A 17,755-nucleotide genomic window follows, 5' to 3' on the forward strand; every position below is an offset into this window, starting at 1 on the left:
CCAAAGCGCCGGACAACTCCCCTGACAGCCCTCAATTCGCGCGCGGCGCCGCTCCCCGCGTCACGTCCGGGGGTGGCGACCTGATCCGCACATGAGCGCCGGGCCGAGTACCGACATGACCAGCGACATGAGCGACCGCCGTGCCCTGCGCGCCATGCTGCTGGCCCGGCGCGCGCAATTGCCCGGGCGGGCGGCGGCGGACGCGCGTATCGAACGCGCGCTCGACACCCTGCTCGAGCGGCTTGCCGTGCACTGCGTGGGGTTCTACTGGCCAATCCAGCAGGAATTCGACGCGCGCGCGGTCGTCGCGCGCTGGCTGCAAGGCATGCCGGGGCGGCAGGCGGCATTGCCCGTGGTCAGCGCGCCGGCCACGCCCCTCGATTTCCACCTGTGGACCCCGGATACGCCGATGCGCACCGGACGCTACGGCATTCCCGTTCCCGATGGCACCGACGCGGCCGCGCCCGACGCACTGATCATTCCCTGTGTCGGCTTCAGCGCCGATAAGTTCCGCCTCGGCTATGGCGGCGGCTTCTACGACCGTACGCTGGCCGTGTATCCGGCCCGCGCCAGACGCCCGCTGGCGATCGGCATTGGTTTTGAGGCGTGCCGCATTCCGCTGCGGGCCGGCGCGCATGACCTGCCGATGGACTGGATCGTCACCGAGGCGGGCTGCTTTTAGGCGCCCCGTCGGGGCGGTCGGCGGGACCGGCCGGGCGCGCCGCGAGCAGATCGTCGACCAGCGCGCGCATGCGGCGCCAGTGCGATCCCTCCCAGAACACGCGCTGGCAATGCGCGCAGCGCACGAAGTGCTCGTGCCGGCCAAGCACGCCGTCGGGCACATGTTCCGCGGCTTCCGCCCTGGCAATCCGGTGCAGCGGCGCATTGCAGTCGAGGCACAGCGAGAACGGCCGTGCGCCGCGCGCGAGGTCGAGGCGGTCGAAGATCTCGCGCACCTGCTGCACCGGCCGCAGCGCGCGAACATAGCAGCCATGCGTGATGCCGCGCCGCTTGAGCAGCTCGCGATCGCGCGTCAGCACCACGCGGGCGGACACCACGGCAATGCGCTCGATCTCGCTATCCTCGAAGTGATTGTCGTAGAGCGTGTCGAAGCCCGTCATGCGCAGCAGATGCGCCAGTCCGCCCAGATGGGCGTCGGCGACAAAGCGCAGCGTGCGTAACGGCTGCGCACGCACGCGCAGCAGCGGCGTAACGTCCAGCGCCTCGAACTTGGGATAGACGGCAACGCGGTCGCCATCGGCGAGGGCATGGCCGAACGGCACCGACTCGCCGTTGACGAGAATCAGTTCGACCTCGGTATGCGGCACGCCGAGGGCCTCGATCATGTGCTTGACCGTGGCCGCGCGCGCGCATGGACACGCCAGGTCGCGCCAGCGTTGCGCCGGCCGCAGAAAGTCGTTGAGCTCTTCGTAGAAGCGGAAGGTAGCGGTGACCATCGGTACAGTATGCACCTCCGGACGCGCCGCCGCGCACGGCTGGCGGCGGCGCCGCACGCCCCTGCCGGCCCGGCCGGCAGGCTTACAGCTTGAGCCGCTCCCAGATCGCCTTGGTCGCGCCCGCCGTGTTGAGCGTATAGAAATGCAGCCCCGGTACGCCGGCCGCCAGCAGCCGCTCGCACAGACCGGTCACCACGTCGAGACCGAACGCGCGGATCGACTCGCGGTCGTCGCCAAAGCCCTCCAGCCGCTTGGCCACCCAGCGCGGCACCTCGGCGCCGCACATCTCCGAGAAGCGCATCAGCTGCGAGTAGTTGGTGATGGGCATGATGCCCGGCACGATCGGCACGTCCACGCCGAGCGCACGCACGTCGTCGACAAAACGGAAATACGCATCCGCGTTGAAGAAGTACTGCGTGATCGCGGAATCGGCGCCGGCCTTGACCTTGCGCGCGAAGTTGTCGAGATCGTGACGCGGCGAACGCGCCTGCGGATGGTACTCGGGATAGGCCGCCACCTCGATATGGAACCAGTCGCCGGTTTCGGCCCGGATAAACTCCACCAGCTCGTTGGCATAGCGGAACTCGCCGATCTCGCCCATGCCCGACGGCATATCGCCGCGCAGCGCGACGATATGGCGGATGCCCGCGTCGCGGTAGGTCTGCAGGATCTGGCGGATGCTTTCGCGCGTGGAGCCGACGCACGACAGGTGCGGCGCGGCCTCGATGCCGTCGCGCTGGATCTCCAGCACGGCGTCGAGCGTGCCCTGTTGCGTGGTACCGCCGGCACCGAACGTCACCGAGATGTATTTCGGCTGCAGCGGCGCCAGTTGCGCACGCGTGTTGCGCAGCTTCTCCGCGCCCTCGGCCGTCTTGGGCGGGAAGAATTCGAAGCTGTAATAGCGTTCAGTCATGACATGTCACGCCGCCTGGCGGCGCGGGAAAATGCATCAGTCGCGGTCGCGCAGCAGCAGGCTGGCCAGCAGCCACGAGATCACGCTGTACAGGATGGAGCCAAGCAGCGCGGCGCCGAACCCCTGCACCACGAAGCCCTGCAGCAGGTTGCCCACAAACAGGAACAGCAGCGCATTGATGACGAAGATAAACAGGCCCAGCGTCAGCAGCGTGACCGGCAGCGTCAGGATGACGAGGATCGGCCGGATCAGCGTGTTGACCAGGCCGAGCACCAGCGCGGCGATCATGGCCGCGCCAAATCCGCGCAGCTCGATGCCATTGATGACGCTGCCGACCAGGAACAGCGATGCGGCATTGATGATCCATACGGCCAACAGTCTCATATCGACTCCTCGTCAAAGGGGGAAATACGGGGGACGCCGGTCGGCGCGCCGGCCCCGCCGCGACACCGCGCGCGGGGCCGCCGTTACCGCTTAATAACGGTAGTGATCGGCCTTGTACGGGCCTTCCTTCTTCACGCCGATGTACGCGGCCTGCTGCTCGGTGAGCTCGGTCAGCTGCGCGTTCAGCTTCTTGAGCTGCAGGCGCGCGACCTTCTCGTCCAGATGCTTGGGCAGCGTGTACACGCCCACCGGATACTTGCCGCTGTCGCGCTCCTGCCAGAGTTCGATCTGGGCGATGGTCTGGTTGGCGAACGAGCTGCTCATCACGTACGACGGATGGCCCGTGGCGCAGCCCAGGTTCACCAGGCGGCCCTTGGCCAGGATGATCAGCTTCTTGCCGTCCGGGAAAACCACGTGGTCGACTTGCGGCTTGATCTCGTCCCACTCGTACTTCTCGATCGAGGCGATATCGATCTCGTTGTCGAAGTGGCCGATGTTGCAGACGATGGCCTGGTCCTTCATCCTGGCCATGTGGTCATGCGTGATGACGTGGTAGTTGCCGGTGCAGGTCACGAAGATATCGGCCTTGTCGGCGGCGTACTCCATGGTCACCACGCGATAGCCTTCCATCGCGGCCTGCAGGGCGCAGATCGGGTCGATTTCCGTCACCCACACCTGGGCCGACAGCGCGCGCAGGGCCTGGGCGCTGCCCTTGCCCACGTCACCGTAACCGGCCACGACCGCGACCTTGCCGGCGATCATCACGTCGGTGGCGCGCTTGATGCCGTCCACCAGCGACTCGCGGCAGCCATACAGGTTGTCGAACTTGCTCTTGGTCACCGAGTCGTTGACGTTGATGGCCGGGAACTTGAGTTCGCCGCGCTGTGCCATCTGGTACAGGCGATGCACGCCGGTGGTGGTTTCCTCGGTCACGCCGCGGATGGCGTCGAGGTTGCGGCTGTACCAGGTCGGATCCTTGGCCAGCTTTTCCTTGATGGCGGCAAACAGGTACGTTTCTTCCTCGCTGCCCGGCCTGGCGATGACCGAGGCGTCCTTTTCCGCGCGCGCGCCCAGGTGCAGCAGCAGCGTGGCGTCGCCGCCGTCGTCGAGAATCATGTTGGGGGTACCGCCATCCGCCCAGTCGAAAATGCGGTGCGTGAAGTCCCAGTATTCCTTGAGGGACTCGCCCTTGAACGCGAACACCGGCGTGCCCGAGGCCGCGATGGCCGCGGCGGCATGGTCCTGCGTCGAGAAGATGTTGCACGAGGCCCAGCGCACGTCGGCGCCGAGCGCGCGCAGCGTCTCGATCAGCACGGCGGTCTGGATGGTCATGTGCAGCGAGCCCGCGATGCGCGCGCCCTTGAGCGGCTGCGCGGCGGCGAATTCGTCGCGGATTGCCATCAGGCCGGGCATTTCGGTTTCGGCGATGGCGATTTCCTTGCGGCCCCAGCCGGCCAGGTTGATATCGGCGACGAGATAGTCTTGCTTGAGGTCGGTCACAGCGTTCATGTTTCACTCCGGTGAAGAGTGGCGACGGTGACGAGTGGTGACAAGCCTCAATACGCGTGCGCAGCCGGGCTTGGCTGACATGGCACCGCATTGGCATGGCGCGCCTGCAGGCATGAGGCAGTCATCACGGATGACGTGCACAACATGAACAACGTGAACAACGTGCAGGCAGATAGGTCGAACTCGCCCCCGTGCAAACCACGGATCAGCGAGCGCCGTTGAAGACATCCGAGCCTGGCGAATGGGTCTTCGTGGGTCTTGATGGATCCTGTCCGGACTTGGCGGACCATCATGGGCGAGACCATTCGTTGCAACGCTCCTCGGAGTGGCGGTATTGTAGCGTGCCCGGCGACAGGCTTGCTGCCCCGCCCAAGATTTTTTTTCTGGCCACGACATGTCCCCCACGCCACCCCGGCCGCCCCGCGCCACCTGCTCCCGCACGCCGCCCCGCACCCTCACCATCGCCGGCTCGGACTCCGGCGGCGGGGCCGGCATCCAGGCCGATCTCAAGACCTTCGCGGCGCTCGGCTGCTTCGGCATGAGCGCGATCACGGCCATTACGGCGCAGAACACGCGCGGCGTGACCGGCGTGCATGCCGTTCCGGCCGACATGGTCGGCGCCCAGATCAACGCCGTGGCGAGCGATATCGGCGTGGATGCGGCCAAGACCGGCATGCTCGGCACCGCCGCCATCGTCGAAGCCGTGGCCGGCGCGGTCGACCGGCACGGCATCGCGCGGCTCGTGGTCGATCCCGTGATGATTTCCACCTCGGGGGCCACGCTGTCCGACGACTCCACCAGCGCGGCCATGGTGCGGCTGCTGTTTCCACGCGCGCTGCTGGTCACACCCAACCTGCCGGAAGCCTCGTACCTGCTGGGCCGCCGCATTGCGCGCCGCGGCGAGATGGAACAGGCCGCGGCGGACCTGCTCGCGCTCGGCTGTCGCGCCGTGCTGCTCAAGGGCGGGCACCTGGAGGACAGCGAACAGCTCGACGACCTGCTGATGCGCGCCGACGGCAGCGTCCGTGTGTTCTCGCATCCGCGCATCGATACCCGCAATCTGCATGGCACCGGCTGCACGCTGGCGGCGGCCATCGCGGCGCAGCTGGCGCACGGCGCGCGCGCTGGCGAGCCGCCCGACCCTGCGCGCGCCCTGGACGATGCCGTCGCGCACGCGTTGGATTATGTTGCCGCGGCCATCGCCGCCGGCACCGGACTTGAACTGGGCACCGGCAACGGGCCGCTCAACCACACCTTCGCGCCGCGCGCGCTGGGCTGAAGCCATGACCCTGCTGACCGATATCGATCTGCGTCGCGACGACGCGGCCAACCTGTACGTCAAGGAAGAAGTGGTCCAGGTGATCTTTGCCACCGAGCCCGGCGAACTGGTCAGCCGCGAAGGACCGAACCGCTATCGCGTGGGCGATGCCATCGTGACGGGTAGCACCGGCGATCGCTGGTGCGTCTCGCGAGAACGCTTCGACGCGCGCTACGACCCGGTGCCGGGCATGGCCGGCGCGTATCGCAACAAGCCGGTGCCGGTGCTGGCCAGGGAAATGGAGCAGGCCTTTTCGATCGCGCGCTCGGCCGGAGGCGACGTACTGCATGGCAAGCCCGGCGACAGGCTGATGCAGTATGCGCCCGGCGACTACGGCATTACGGAACGGGCGCGCTTTCTTGCGGTATATCGACGCGCCTGAGGCACGCCTCGGGCACGCCTCGGGCACGCCCTGGGCGCGCTCTGGACGCCTCCTGGACGCCTCCTGGACGCGCCCGCGACGTTGATGAGGAACGCCTGACGCCTCAGTTGCCGCCGCCGGCCGACATCGGCACCAGCTTGAACGCGGCGCGCGCCACGCACACCACCGTGCCGCCGGCATCGCGCGCCTCGCCTTCGCAGAACGCGATCTTGGCGCCGCGCCGGATGCAGCGGGCCTCGAAAGTCAGCTCGCCGCGCGCGGCGGCCAGGAAGTGCGTGGACATGTCGATGGTGATCACGCCGACATCGAGCGGCGCATGCGAGCGGGCCGCGCCGCTCAGGGTGAAATCGAGCACCGCCATCAGCGTGCCGCCATGCACGTCGCCCCGGCTGTTCACCAGCGCGCCATGGGCCGGCAGGCGTGTGCGGCACTGGCCGTCCTCGATATGGACGGGCTGCAGGCCGAACAGCCGCATGAGCGGAATATCGATACCGAAATAAGGTTTGTCGGGCGTGCCCGGCGCCACCGGGATGATCTGCGTATCCAAAACGAAAGTCCTCTGTGTGTTCCGCAGCACGGAACCGTGGCCCGTGATGCGTAACCTCAGAGGATATGCGCAATCGGCGCCCGCCTCCAGCGGCGGCAGTGCCGCCACCGCATTCAGCGTTCGAACATCGACTTGAGCCGCGCCACGGCCGCGGCCACGTCGGCAGCCTCGGTGACGGCGCGCACCACGGCGGCGCTCCCCACGCCGACCGCGAGCACCTCGCGCAGATTGCTCTCGTTGACGCCGCCGATGCCGACCAGCGAGGGGATTACCGGCTGCATCAGCCTCACATACGACTGGAAGCGGCCCATGCCCTGCGGCGCGGTCGGCATGACCTTGGTGGTGGTCGGGAAGATCGCGCCGAGCGCGAGGTAGCTCGGCGCCAGCGCCGCCACGCGCAGCATCTCGGCATAACCGTGCGTGGACACGCCCAGCCGCAGGCCCGAGGCGCGGATCGCATCGAGGTCGGCCTCGTCCAGATCCTCCTGGCCCAGGTGGATACCGTAGATGCCGCTGTCCCCGCCCTGCGCCGCGTGATAGTCGAGGGCCACGCGCCAGTGGTCGTTGATGAACAGGCGCGATGTCGACCCCTTGGCTGCCGCCTTCGCCGCGCGCGCGGCGCGCTCCACCTCGGCGCTCACCGCCGCCGCATCGCCAGACTTGAAGCGCAGCTGCACGGTCGGCACCGCCAGCGGCACCAGACGCTCGATCCATGCCGCATCCGGCACCACGGCGTACAGGCCGAGGTCGGGCGGACACGGTGCGAACGGCGGCGGCCGCCGTGCCGGCGACGCCAGCGCGGGTTGCCGCACGCACGGAAACCGCGCAAAGTCGGCCGGCCAGTCGAGCGAACCCGCCTGCCAGGCGCGCGCGATGCACAGCGCATCGTGCGCGGGAAAATGCATCGACAGGCTGGCCAGCAGCACGGCCACGAAGGCGGGGCCATGCGGCGCCTCACCCTCGGCCTCGCTGTCGAGTACCCAGGTGCCCATTGGCGAGTGCACGGTGTCGATCCAGCGCGTGCCCTCGCGCACGGTGGCGATCAGCGTGGCGCCCGCCGCGGCGACACGGGTACCCAGTGGAGCGCTGCCGGTGTCGCTGCCGGTGTCGCTGCCGGTGTCGCTATCGGTGCCGGCCTCCGCACCATCTACCAGCCCGTCGAGCAGTACCACATCGTGCCGCGTCAGCGCCGCCGGCGCAGCGGCCCGCGGCCACGCGCGCCACGGCGCATCGTCATGGCCGAAGGTGGTACCGAAGCGCGCGAGGACGGCACGGTACAAGGCGGCATCGAACACGGCAGCCAACCCCTCCATCGTCGAACCCGGCGTCGTCATGCGCGATCCTCCGCATGCCAGAACGGCATGCCCACCACCGGCGTGCTGGCCTGCGCCACCTCGCGCTCGGGCATCGGCCCGGCCAGGTAGGCGGTGCGCCCGGCTTCCACGGCCTGCGCGAACGCGCGTGCCATATTGACCGGATACGCGGCCTGCGCCACGGCGGTATTGAGCAGCACGCCGTCATAACCCCATTCGAGGACCTGCGCCGCGTGCGACGGCAGGCCCAGGCCGGCGTCGACGATCAGCGGCGTATCGGGCAGCCGCTCGCGCAGCATGCGCATCGCGTGCGGATTGACCGCGCCGCGACCGGTGCCGATCGGCGCGGCCCAGGGCATCAGCGCCTGGCAACCGACGTCGAGCAGGCGCCGGCACAGTACGAGGTCCTCGGTACAGTACGGCAATACCTTGAAGCCGTCCTTGATCAGCGTTTCGGCGACCGCGGGCAGGTTGAGCGTATCCGGCTGCAGCGTGTAGTCGTCGCCGATCAGTTCCAGCTTGATCCAGTCGGTCTCGAAGACCTCGCGCGCCATCAGCGCGGTGTTGATGACTTCCTGCGCGGTGAAGCAGCCGGCCGTATTGGGCAATACCGGCACGCCCAGCGTGCGCAGCATCTGCCAGAACGACTGGCCGCCGAGGGTCTGGCCCTCGCCGCTGCCGACCGCGGTCTGGCGCCGCAGCGCGACCGTGATCATGGCCGGGCGCGCGGTGTCGATGGCGGCCTCCAGCGTGGCCGGCGACGGATAGCGCGCGGTGCCGAGCAGCAGCCGCGACGCGAACGATTCCCCGTACAGCACGAACGGATCGCGCACGGTTTCGGCGGGTTGGAATGTCATGGGTCAGCCTCCCGTCACGGGTTGCACGAGGTCGATCTTGTCGCCAGTTGCAAGCGGCGTCGCCGCATGCGCGGCGCGCGGCACGAACTGGCCGTTGACCGCGGCCGCAAAGGGCGGCGCGATGGCCGCCGCGGTCACCGCATCCGCCAGCGTGGCGGAGTCGGCAAGGACCAGCGGATGGCCGTTGAGCACAATTTCCATGATGTCTTTCTAATGAAGCGACGTGCTGCCTTCCACCATCGAGGAGACCGGGTGGGATGGCGCGGCCGGTTCGCTCACGGCCTCGATCATGCCTGGCCAGCGCAGCGCCGCGGGCACCGCGTGCGCGGCGGGATCGCCGCCCAGCAGCGCGCGGACGACTTCGCACGCGGCCTCCGTCACCGCCGGCGAGATCATCCAGCCATGGCGGTAGAGGCCGTTGACGCGCACCACGCGCGCCTGCTGGTCGACGCGGATCGAGGGCAGGTGGTCGGGCCGCGTCGGCCGGCGCTGCACGTTCAGCTCCAGCACGCGCGCCTCGCCAAACGCCGGATGCAGCGAATGAGCGGCCGACAGCAGTTCCAGCGCCGAACGCACGCTCATCGGCGATTCATCCTCGCTCTCGAGCTCGGTGGCGCCAATCACGTAGAGGTCGTTCGGCTTGGGGGCGATATAGATCGGATAACGCGGATGCAGCAGCCGCACCGGCCGGTGCAGCGACACGTCGGGCGCATGCACGCGCACCACTTCGCCACGCAGGCCGCGCAGACCCGGCATAGCCGTGGAGCGGCCCGGCACGGTCTGCGCCGGCCACGCGGCCCGCGCGCCGAGGCCACGACAATCGAGCACCACATCCGCGCGCAGGCCGAGTGCCGGCAAGGCATCGGCATCGATCTCGCCGGCCTCCCACACGCAACGCAGGCCCTCGCCCACCGCGCATGCGAGGAGCGCGCGCATCGCGCCGCGATTGTCGAGCTGTCCCTCGCCCTGCAGCAGCAGGCCCTGCGTAAAGCGGCCCGCGAGCTCGGGTTCGACCGCGGCCACGCCGCCGCCGTCCAGTGCCCGCATGCGCGCCGACAACAGCTCCGGCGGCGCCACCGCGCGCATGCGGCTGGTGAACAGCGACACCTCGCCGCGATCGCGCGCGTGCCAGACCACCAGCGTGCCGTCTTCCTGGAAGAACACGGGCTCCGGCAGCTCCTTCAGCCACGTGCGCCAAAGCTCGAGGCTGGCCACGCCGAGATCGACGATACGCCGCTCGGAGATGGCCGACTCCGCCAGCGGCGCCAGCATGGCGGCCGCCACATGCGCGGCCGAGCCGGTGCCGTCGGGCCCGCCGCGCTCGACCAGCGCCACCCGGGCACCGGCGCGCACCAGCAGCCAGGCGCACAGACGGCCGGCCAGGCCGGCACCGAGGATCACGACATCGAAGGACTGCACGGCGCTCATGACTCAGGTGTAGATCTTGCTGCCCTGCTTGACGAACTCGATCGATTTCTCTTCCATGCCGCGCTGGGCTTCGGGCAGCGACGCGGCGTAGTCACGCACTTCCTGCGTGATCTTCATCGAACAGAACTTGGGACCGCACATCGAGCAGAAGTGGGCGATCTTGGCGCCTTCCGCCGGCAGCGTGGCATCGTGGAACGAACGCGCGCGCTCCGGATCGAGCCCGAGGTTGAACTGGTCTTCCCAGCGGAACTCGAAGCGCGCCTTCGACAGCGCGTTGTCACGCAGCTGCGCGCCGGGCCACCCCTTGGCGAGGTCGGCGGCGTGCGCCGCGATCTTGTACGTGATGATCCCCTCGCGCACGTCTTCCTTGTCCGGCAGGCCCAGATGCTCCTTCGGCGTGACGTAGCACAGCATGGCGGTGCCCATCCAGCCGATGTTGGCGGCGCCGATGCCGCTCGTGATGTGGTCGTAGCCCGGCGCGATATCCGTCACCAGCGGTCCCAGCGTATAGAACGGTGCCTCGTAGCAGTGCTTGAGTTCCTCGTCCATGTTGGCCTGGATGCGCTGCAGCGGCACGTGGCCCGGGCCTTCGATCATCACCTGCACGTCATGCTCCCACGCCTTGGCGGTCAGCTCGCCGAGCGTGCGCAGTTCGCCGAACTGGGCATCGTCGTTCGAGTCGGCGATGCAACCGGGACGCAGCCCGTCGCCGAGGCTGAACGACACGTCGTACGCCTTCATGATTTCGCAGATCTCGTCGAAGTGCGTGTACAGGAAGTTTTCCTTGTGGTGGGCGAGACACCACTTGGCCATGATCGAGCCGCCGCGCGAGACGATGCCCGTCACGCGGTCGGCCGTCAGCGGCACGTAGCGCAGCAGCACGCCCGCGTGGATCGTGAAATAGTCCACGCCCTGCTCGGCCTGCTCGATCAGCGTGTCGCGGAACATTTCCCAGGTCAGGTCCTCGGCGATGCCGCCGGTCTTGTCGAGCGCCTGGTAGATCGGCACGGTGCCGATGGGCACCGGCGAATTGCGCAGGATCCATTCGCGCGTTTCGTGGATGTGCTTGCCGGTGGAGAGATCCATGATGGTGTCCGCACCCCAGCGGATCGACCACACCATCTTTTCCACTTCCTCGGCCAGCGACGACGTCACCGCGGAATTGCCGAGGTTGCCGTTGATCTTGACGCGGAAGTTGCGCCCGATCGCCATCGGCTCGAGCTCGGTATGGTTGATGTTGGCCGGAATGATGGCGCGGCCCGCGGCCACTTCACGGCGCACGAACTCGGGCGTGATGTCTTCCGGACGCAGCGGCAGCGCCGCGCCGAGCGCGTTGCCCGCATGCTGGCGCAGCAGCGCCTTGTACTCGGGCTTGTCGTAGAGCGCCTGCAGGTTCAGCGATTCGCGCAGCGCCACATATTCCATTTCCGGCGTGACGATGCCGCGGCGCGCGTAGTGCATCTGCGACACATTGGCGCCGGGCTTGGCGCGGCGCGGGTTGGTCAGCTGGGCAAAGCGCAGGTGCGCGGTGGCCGGATCGTTGGCGCGGTCGCGGCCGTAGTCCGACGACAGGCCCGGCAGCACCACGGTATCGCCACGCTCCTCGATCCACCTGGCGCGCACGGGCGGCAGGCCGGCCTTGAGGTTGATGTGCACGTCCGGGTCGCTGTACGGGCCCGACGTGTCGTACACGGGAATCGGCGGATTGGGCATCTCGCCCTTTTCCGTGCGCGTCGAGGTCTGCAGGATGGTGCGCATTGGCACGCGCAGATCGGGCCGGCTGCCGGTGAGGTAGGTCTTGCTGGAAGCCGGATAGGCGAATTTCTGGTCGAGATCGCTCTCGAGCGATTCGAACGATGCGGCGGGGGCGGTGTTTCGGGCCATGGGGTTCGTCCTCTCTTGCGGGGGATGGACGAAACCAGGAGCCCTGTGAGCCTGCCTGAGGCAGGGTCCCATTGCGGGACTGGAGCCATTCGGTCTATATGAAACTTCCCACGCCGGTACTAGCCGGATCGGGTTCGAAGGGACTCTCTCAGCCGCACGGCCCATCCGTACGGCACCCCTGTTTCATCCAACGGGGTGAATTTAAGCACAAGGGCGGGGGTACCGCCAGCCAGAAAATTGTTTCAGCAGGATTGCGTCCTGGTTTGGAATCGCCGTGCGGACCGCTCATGCTGCATTGCGGCACGCCCGGATTGCGGCCGCTGTCACAGCTTGTGACGCGGTTCCGCACGCGCGCGCGTTGCCGTACCATGGGCCCAGCCATCCGCCCACGGAGATGCCATGACCGCCGACACCCATCGCGTGTTCAATCAGGTACCGGACCTCGCCCACTACAACCTGTACGAGTCCGACCCGGGCCTGCGGGCCGCGCTGGAGCGGCTCGGCGGCGGCTGGCATGCGGCCGCACTGGCGGCGCATGGCGCGCGCCTGGGCGAGCCCGAGGTGCAGCATTGGGCGGCCGAGGCCAATCGGCTCACGCCTGAACTCCACACGCATTCGCGCACCGGCGAGCGTATCGATCAGGTCACTTTCCAGCCCGGCTGGCACCAATTGCTGGGACTGCTGCGCGCGCAGCAGCTGCAGGCCCTGCCCTTTGCCGAGCCGCGCGCGGGCGCCTGGGCCGCGCGCACCGCCGGGTATTTCCTGCAGGCGCAGGTGGAGGCCGGCTCGCTATGCCCGGTGACCATGACCTTTGCCAGCATCCCGGTGCTGCGCAAGGAACCGCGCCTGTATCGCGAGCTGGAGCCGCGCCTGCTGGCGCCCGAGCACGATGCGCGCGACCTGCCGTGGCGCGCCAAGCAGGCCATCATGATCGGCATGGGCATGACCGAGAAACAGGGCGGCTCCGACGTGCGCGCCAACAGCACGGTGGCCATGCCCGTCGCCGGCGAGGGGCGCGGCGCCGAGTATCTGCTGACCGGCCACAAGTGGTTCTTCTCCGCGCCGATGTGCGACGCCCATCTGGTGGTGGCGCGCATGGGCGCCGCCGACGGGCCGATCTCGTGCTTCTTCGTCCCCCGCTTCCGCGACGACGGCAGCAAGAACCCGATCCTGATCCAGCGGCTCAAGGACAAACTCGGCAACCGTTCCAACTCGAGCAGCGAGGTCGAATTCCGCGAGGCCAGCGGCATTCTGATCGGCGAGGAAGGGCGCGGCATCCCGACCATCATCGAGATGGCCACCAGCACCCGGCTCGACTGCGTGATCGGCAGCGCGGCGCTGCTGCGCGCGGGCTGCGTGCAGGCGCTGCACCATGCGCGCCACCGGATGGCATTCGGCAAGCTGCTGGCCGACCAGCCGCTGATGCGCAACGTGCTGGCCGACCTCGCGCTGGAGAGCGAGGCCGCCACGCTGCTGATGATGGCCCTTGCCGACGCCTTCGAGCGTGCCGACGACGATGCGCTCGCCGCGGCATGGAAACGCGTGCTGACGCCGGCCGCCAAGTTCTGGATCTGCAAGCGCGCGCTGGAAGCCACCGGCGAGGCGATGGAGGTATGGGGCGGCAACGGCTATGTCGAGGAAGGACCGATGGCGCGGCTCTATCGCGAGGCCCCGGTCAATTCGATCTGGGAAGGCTCCGGCAACATCATGTGTCTCGACGTGCTGCGCGCGCTGCAACGCAATCCGGACGACGGCGCGCGGCTGCTGCATGACCTCGCGCGGCTGTCCCATGGCCATGCCGCCGTGCGCGCCGAGCTTGCGTCGCTGCAGGCCATGTTGCGCGAGCCGCCCGAGCACCTGGAAACGGGCGCGCGCCGCTTCGCCCAGGGCCTCGTGCTGACCGCGCAGGCGGCGCTGATGCTGGCGCACGCCGATGCCGAATCGGCCGAGCTGTTTGTCGCCAGCCGGCTGGGCCGCCAGCATGGCCGCGTGTTCGGGACCCTGGATGCCGGACCCCCGACGCTGCACCGCATCATGGAGCGTGCTTTTCCGCAATAACCCGGCGGCCACGATGCCGGCCACACCGGCGTCGCGCGCTGATGCACCCCACGAGGGGCGTTGCAACATTTGCCCCTCAAGTTCATCCACTGGCTTGCCGTAAACCATGGCGTTCGTCCCGACGTGCGCGCCATCCGCGCCCGTGCCGTCCGCACAGCCGGGACACACCAGCCCGCATTCGCGTCCACCAACGCCCGCTACGGGAGGGCGCACGCCACGAGCGCGCGCCGCCACATGCCATATGAACGCCATATGAACATCAGCAAACGACTGCTTCTCACGCTTTCCATTGCGACCCTGGCGCTGCTCTGCGTCGGCCTGGGCGGCCTCTGGCAGCTCCAGCGCTCCGAAGATCGCTTCGAATATTTCAACGACAACACGCTGGCAAGCGTGCGCCACCTGAACGAGATCGCGGACGCCTTCGCCGATACGCGCGTGGCCACGCTGCACCACGCGATGACCGACGACATCAACGGCAAGGGCCAGGCGGAACAGGCCATCGCGGCGGCCGACCGGCATTTCGACGCGCTGCTCGCGCGCTACGGGCAGAACGACATTTCCGACGACACCGACCGCAAGCTGCTGGCGGCCGATCGGGCCGCCGCGCAGGCGTTTCGGCAGGTACGGATCGAGTTCCTGCGCAAGTCGAACGACAACGACTACGCCGGCGCGCAGGAGATGGCCACCACGGGCGCGCTCAATGCGGCCGCCAATGCGCTGCGCAAGGCCATCGACGAGCATCTCGCCTACAACGTGAAACTGGGCGAGCAGGCCGTGGCCGAAAATCTGGCGCAGCACCGCTGGACCGTGCGCGTGTTCCTGCTGGTGATCGCGGCCGCCGTGCTGTTCCTGGGCGCGATGGCGGCCGCGCTCTATCGCCGCATCCGCGGCAGCCTCGACGACATGCAGCGCACGCTGGAGTATGTGAGCGAATCGCTCGACCTCGACCATCGCGCGCCGGTCGGCCGCCTCGACGAGGTGGGCCTGACCGCGCGCGCCTTCAATGCGCTGGTCGCGCGCGTCGGCCATGCCATGCGCGACGTGCGCCAGTCGAGCGAATCGGTGAGCGTGGCCGCCGCGCAGATTGCCGCCGGCAACACGGATCTGTCCGCGCGCACCGAACAGCAGGCCGCCTCGCTCGAGGAAACCGCCGCGAGCATGGAAGAGCTGACCGCCACCGTGCGCCAGAACGCCGAGAACGCGCGCCAGGCCAACGCGCTGGCCGCCAATGCGGCGACCGTGGCGGACGCCGGCGGCCACGCGGTCCAGCGCATGGTCGAGACCATGGGGGCCATCAGCGGCAGTTCGGCGCGCATTGCCGAGATCACGAGCCTGATCGAGGGCATCGCGTTCCAGACCAACATCCTTGCCCTCAACGCCGCGGTGGAAGCGGCGCGCGCCGGCGAACAGGGGCGCGGCTTCGCCGTGGTGGCGGGCGAGGTGCGCAGCCTGGCGCAGCGGTCGTCGACGGCGGCCAGGGAGATCAAGGAGCTGATCGAGGCTTCGGTCGATACGGTGCAGACCGGTGCAGACCAGGCCGCCGGCGTGGGGCGGACCATGGACGAGGTCCGCCAGGCGGTACAGCGGGTGTCGGACATCATCGCCGAGATCTCGGCCGCCTCGCAGGAACAGCGTGGCGGCATCGAGCAGGTAGGTCACGCGGTGAGCCAGATGGATCAGGTGACGCAGCAGAACGCGGCGCTGGTCGAGCAGGCCGCCGCCGCGGCGCAATCGCTCGACGAGCAGGCCCGGCGCCTGCGCGATACCGTGGCGCAGTTCCGCGTGGCGGACATCGACGATGGCGATGGGCCGGACGGGCGGGGTGGGCGCGACCGTGGCGCCGCGCCAACGCAGTCCGGCCGCCGTCAGGCTTCGGCCACCTCGCGGATCCTCAGCATCACGCGCGGCGCATAGCGGATCAGGTCGTGCGCGCGCTCGCCGATCATGATGGCGGGCGCGTTGGTATTGCCACCGATCAGCGTCGGCATGATCGACGCGTCGACCACGCGCAATCCCTCCACACCCCGAACCCGCAACTGCGGGTCCACCACCGCCATCGCATCCATGCCCATGCGGCAGGTGCCCACCGGGTGGTAGATGGTATCGGCGCGCGCCCGGATATACGCCCGCGCGGCGTCATCGTCGCTGTCGTCCAGGCGCAATCCGGCCGAATACAGTTCCGTGCCGCCGAAACACGCGAGTTGCGGTTGCGCAAAGATGCGCCGCACGATCTTCATGCCGGCCAGCAGGCCGTCCATATCGGCGGGATCGGACAGGAAGCGCGGATCGATGCGCGGCGGTTGCCGCATGTCGGCCGAGGCCAGCCGCACCTCGCCGCGGCTGCGCGGCCGCAGTACGCAGACATGGCACGAAAACCCATGGCCCCAGTTGAGCCGCCGCATATGGTCGTCGGCCATGCCCACCACGAAATGCAGCTGCAGGTCCGGCTCGACCAGCCCGGGCGCGCTGCGCACGAAGCCACCCGCCTCGGCGAAATTTGACGTCATCAGGCCGCTGCGCTCGCGCCGGTAGCGCCGGAACTCGCCGAACAGGCGCGCCAGCGCGCCCAGCGACACCCCGAACAGTTCGGGCGCGGCAACGCGCTTGTGCAGGATGGCATCGAGATGATCCTGCAGGTTCGCGCCCACGCCGGGCAGATCGTGCACCAGCGCGATACCGTGCTCGCGCAGGTGGGCGGCCGGGCCGATGCCGGAAGCCATCAGCAGTTGCGGCGAGCCGAATGCGCCGGCCGATACGATGACTTCGCGGCGCGCGCGCAGCACCTGTTCGCGACCGTCGCGCACCACCACCACGCCCACCGCGCGGCGCCCTTCGAACAGGATGCGCAGCACCTGCGTCCCGGTCAGCACATGCAGGTGCGCGCGTCCGCCGTTATGGGCGCGGTCCGCGGCGTTGCCGCCGTGCAGATAGGCGCGCGCCGCATTCCAGCGCTCGCCGTTGTGCTGCGTGACCTGGTACCAGCCCACGCCTTCCTGCTCCACGCCATTGAAGTCGTCGTTGCGCGGCCACCCGGCCTGCTGGGCCGCATCGATAAAATGCTGCGCAAACGGATTCGGGGTGCGCAGATCGCTCACATGCACCGGCCCGGTGCCGCCGTGGAGCGGATCGTCGTCGTGGCCCGCCACGCGCTCGTTGCATTCCGCGCGGCGAAAGTAGGGCAGCACGTCGTCCCACGACCAGCCGTCGCACCCCGCGCTGGCCCAGTCGTCATAGTCGGACGGCCGCCCGCGCATGTAGATCATGGCGTTGATCGACGAGCTGCCGCCCAGGCCCCGGCCACGCGGCTGGTAGCCGCGGCGGCCGCCCAGGCCCGGCTGCGGCGTGGTCTGGTAGCCATAATTGCGCGCGCCGCCACGCGGCAGTACCGCCGCGCAGCCGGCCGGCATGCGCACCAGCAGATGATGATCGTGGCCGCCGGCCTCGATCAGGCCGATGCTGTCATGGCCGCTGTCGGCGAGCCGTCCCGCGAGCGCACAGCCGGCCGAGCCGGCGCCCACGACGAGATAGTCAAAGGTGGTGTCCATCTGTCTCCCCGCGCGTCCGCGCGCCGGGCGCCGCCGCCCGGTCCGTGCCACGAAAATCCAGTGTAGGCGCTTGGCCCGTGCCGGTGAAGCCGGGCAACTCCCCACGCAGCGATGTGCCGCGATGTTTGGTAGCCATCCTCCATTGTGTTGGCGTGAGCGC

16 protein-coding genes and 2 riboswitches are annotated in these 17,755 nt (G+C 68.7%); of the genes, 5 read left to right on the forward strand and 11 right to left on the reverse strand.

Features of this window, described 5'->3' with window-relative positions:
* The first annotated feature begins 115 nt into the window (after positions 1–115).
* Complete coding sequence (locus tag DFLDMN_RS11470) at positions 116–682, forward strand: 5-formyltetrahydrofolate cyclo-ligase (RefSeq protein WP_423195086.1); 567 nt, start codon at positions 116–118, stop codon at positions 680–682.
* On the opposite strand, the gene DFLDMN_RS11475 is transcribed toward DFLDMN_RS11470, so the two are convergent.
* From DFLDMN_RS11475 to ahcY, 4 genes are all read right to left on the reverse strand, one after another.
* Positions 660–1,457, reverse strand: coding sequence for a Mut7-C RNAse domain-containing protein (locus tag DFLDMN_RS11475; RefSeq protein ID WP_423195087.1), 798 nt, complete (start codon positions 1,455–1,457; stop codon positions 660–662). The genes DFLDMN_RS11470 and DFLDMN_RS11475 overlap by 23 nt on opposite strands.
* A gap of 82 nt (positions 1,458–1,539) precedes the next feature.
* The gene (gene metF, locus DFLDMN_RS11480; protein WP_423195088.1) at positions 1,540–2,370 is read right to left on the reverse strand and encodes a methylenetetrahydrofolate reductase [NAD(P)H]; all 831 of its coding nucleotides are present in this window, start codon (positions 2,368–2,370) and stop codon (positions 1,540–1,542) included.
* Positions 2,371–2,406: 36 nt separating this feature from the next.
* Positions 2,407–2,754, reverse strand: coding sequence for a phage holin family protein (locus DFLDMN_RS11485; RefSeq protein ID WP_423195089.1), 348 nt, complete (start codon positions 2,752–2,754; stop codon positions 2,407–2,409).
* Positions 2,755–2,844: 90 nt separating this feature from the next.
* Positions 2,845–4,263, reverse strand: coding sequence for an adenosylhomocysteinase (gene ahcY, locus DFLDMN_RS11490; protein ID WP_423195090.1), 1,419 nt, complete (start codon positions 4,261–4,263; stop codon positions 2,845–2,847).
* 203 nt (positions 4,264–4,466) lie between these two features.
* Positions 4,467–4,591: riboswitch (S-adenosyl-L-homocysteine riboswitch) on the reverse strand.
* Positions 4,592–4,657: 66 nt separating this feature from the next.
* On the opposite strand from ahcY, the gene thiD reads away from it, so the two are divergent.
* Positions 4,658–5,542, forward strand: a complete 885-nt coding sequence (gene thiD / locus DFLDMN_RS11495) for a bifunctional hydroxymethylpyrimidine kinase/phosphomethylpyrimidine kinase (RefSeq protein WP_423195091.1) — start codon at positions 4,658–4,660, stop codon at positions 5,540–5,542.
* A gap of 4 nt (positions 5,543–5,546) precedes the next feature.
* The gene (locus DFLDMN_RS11500) at positions 5,547–5,963 is read left to right on the forward strand and encodes a PGDYG domain-containing protein (RefSeq protein WP_423195092.1); all 417 of its coding nucleotides are present in this window, start codon (positions 5,547–5,549) and stop codon (positions 5,961–5,963) included.
* Between the two features lie 103 nt (positions 5,964–6,066).
* On the opposite strand, the gene DFLDMN_RS11505 is transcribed toward DFLDMN_RS11500, so the two are convergent.
* From DFLDMN_RS11505 to thiC, 6 genes are all read right to left on the reverse strand, one after another.
* Positions 6,067–6,438 (reverse strand): PaaI family thioesterase, encoded by a 372-nt coding sequence (locus tag DFLDMN_RS11505; protein WP_423198386.1) that lies wholly within the window; start codon positions 6,436–6,438, stop codon positions 6,067–6,069.
* A gap of 185 nt (positions 6,439–6,623) precedes the next feature.
* The gene (locus DFLDMN_RS11510) at positions 6,624–7,844 is read right to left on the reverse strand and encodes a thiamine phosphate synthase (RefSeq protein WP_423195093.1); all 1,221 of its coding nucleotides are present in this window, start codon (positions 7,842–7,844) and stop codon (positions 6,624–6,626) included.
* Positions 7,841–8,680: a thiazole synthase gene (locus tag DFLDMN_RS11515; protein WP_423195094.1), complete on the reverse strand. Its 840-nt coding sequence runs from the start codon at positions 8,678–8,680 to the stop codon at positions 7,841–7,843. Before DFLDMN_RS11515 ends, DFLDMN_RS11510 begins: the two co-directional genes overlap by 4 nt.
* A gap of 3 nt (positions 8,681–8,683) precedes the next feature.
* A complete protein-coding gene (gene thiS / locus DFLDMN_RS11520; protein WP_423195095.1) occupies positions 8,684–8,881 on the reverse strand; it encodes a sulfur carrier protein ThiS in 198 nt (65 codons plus the stop codon).
* Between the two features lie 9 nt (positions 8,882–8,890).
* Positions 8,891–10,108, reverse strand: a complete 1,218-nt coding sequence (locus DFLDMN_RS11525; RefSeq protein ID WP_423195096.1) for an FAD-dependent oxidoreductase — start codon at positions 10,106–10,108, stop codon at positions 8,891–8,893.
* 3 nt (positions 10,109–10,111) lie between these two features.
* Positions 10,112–11,992 carry a phosphomethylpyrimidine synthase ThiC gene (thiC, locus tag DFLDMN_RS11530; RefSeq protein WP_423195097.1) on the reverse strand — a complete coding sequence of 627 codons (1,881 nt, stop codon included), beginning with the start codon at positions 11,990–11,992 and terminating at the stop codon, positions 10,112–10,114.
* 88 nt (positions 11,993–12,080) lie between these two features.
* Positions 12,081–12,182: riboswitch (TPP riboswitch) on the reverse strand.
* Between the two features lie 209 nt (positions 12,183–12,391).
* Here thiC and DFLDMN_RS11535 point away from each other — a divergent pair.
* Positions 12,392–14,050: an acyl-CoA dehydrogenase family protein gene (locus tag DFLDMN_RS11535; protein ID WP_423195098.1), complete on the forward strand. Its 1,659-nt coding sequence runs from the start codon at positions 12,392–12,394 to the stop codon at positions 14,048–14,050.
* Between the two features lie 252 nt (positions 14,051–14,302).
* Positions 14,303–15,964, forward strand: a complete 1,662-nt coding sequence (locus tag DFLDMN_RS11540) for a methyl-accepting chemotaxis protein (RefSeq protein WP_423195099.1) — start codon at positions 14,303–14,305, stop codon at positions 15,962–15,964.
* On the opposite strand, the gene DFLDMN_RS11545 is transcribed toward DFLDMN_RS11540, so the two are convergent.
* Positions 15,916–17,595, reverse strand: a complete 1,680-nt coding sequence (locus tag DFLDMN_RS11545) for a GMC family oxidoreductase (RefSeq protein ID WP_423195100.1) — start codon at positions 17,593–17,595, stop codon at positions 15,916–15,918. The genes DFLDMN_RS11540 and DFLDMN_RS11545 overlap by 49 nt on opposite strands.
* Between the last annotated feature and the right edge of the window lie 160 nt (positions 17,596–17,755).

Source organism: Cupriavidus sp. H19C3 (assembly GCF_049393815.1).
Taxonomy (GTDB): Bacteria; Pseudomonadota; Gammaproteobacteria; order Burkholderiales; family Burkholderiaceae; genus Cupriavidus.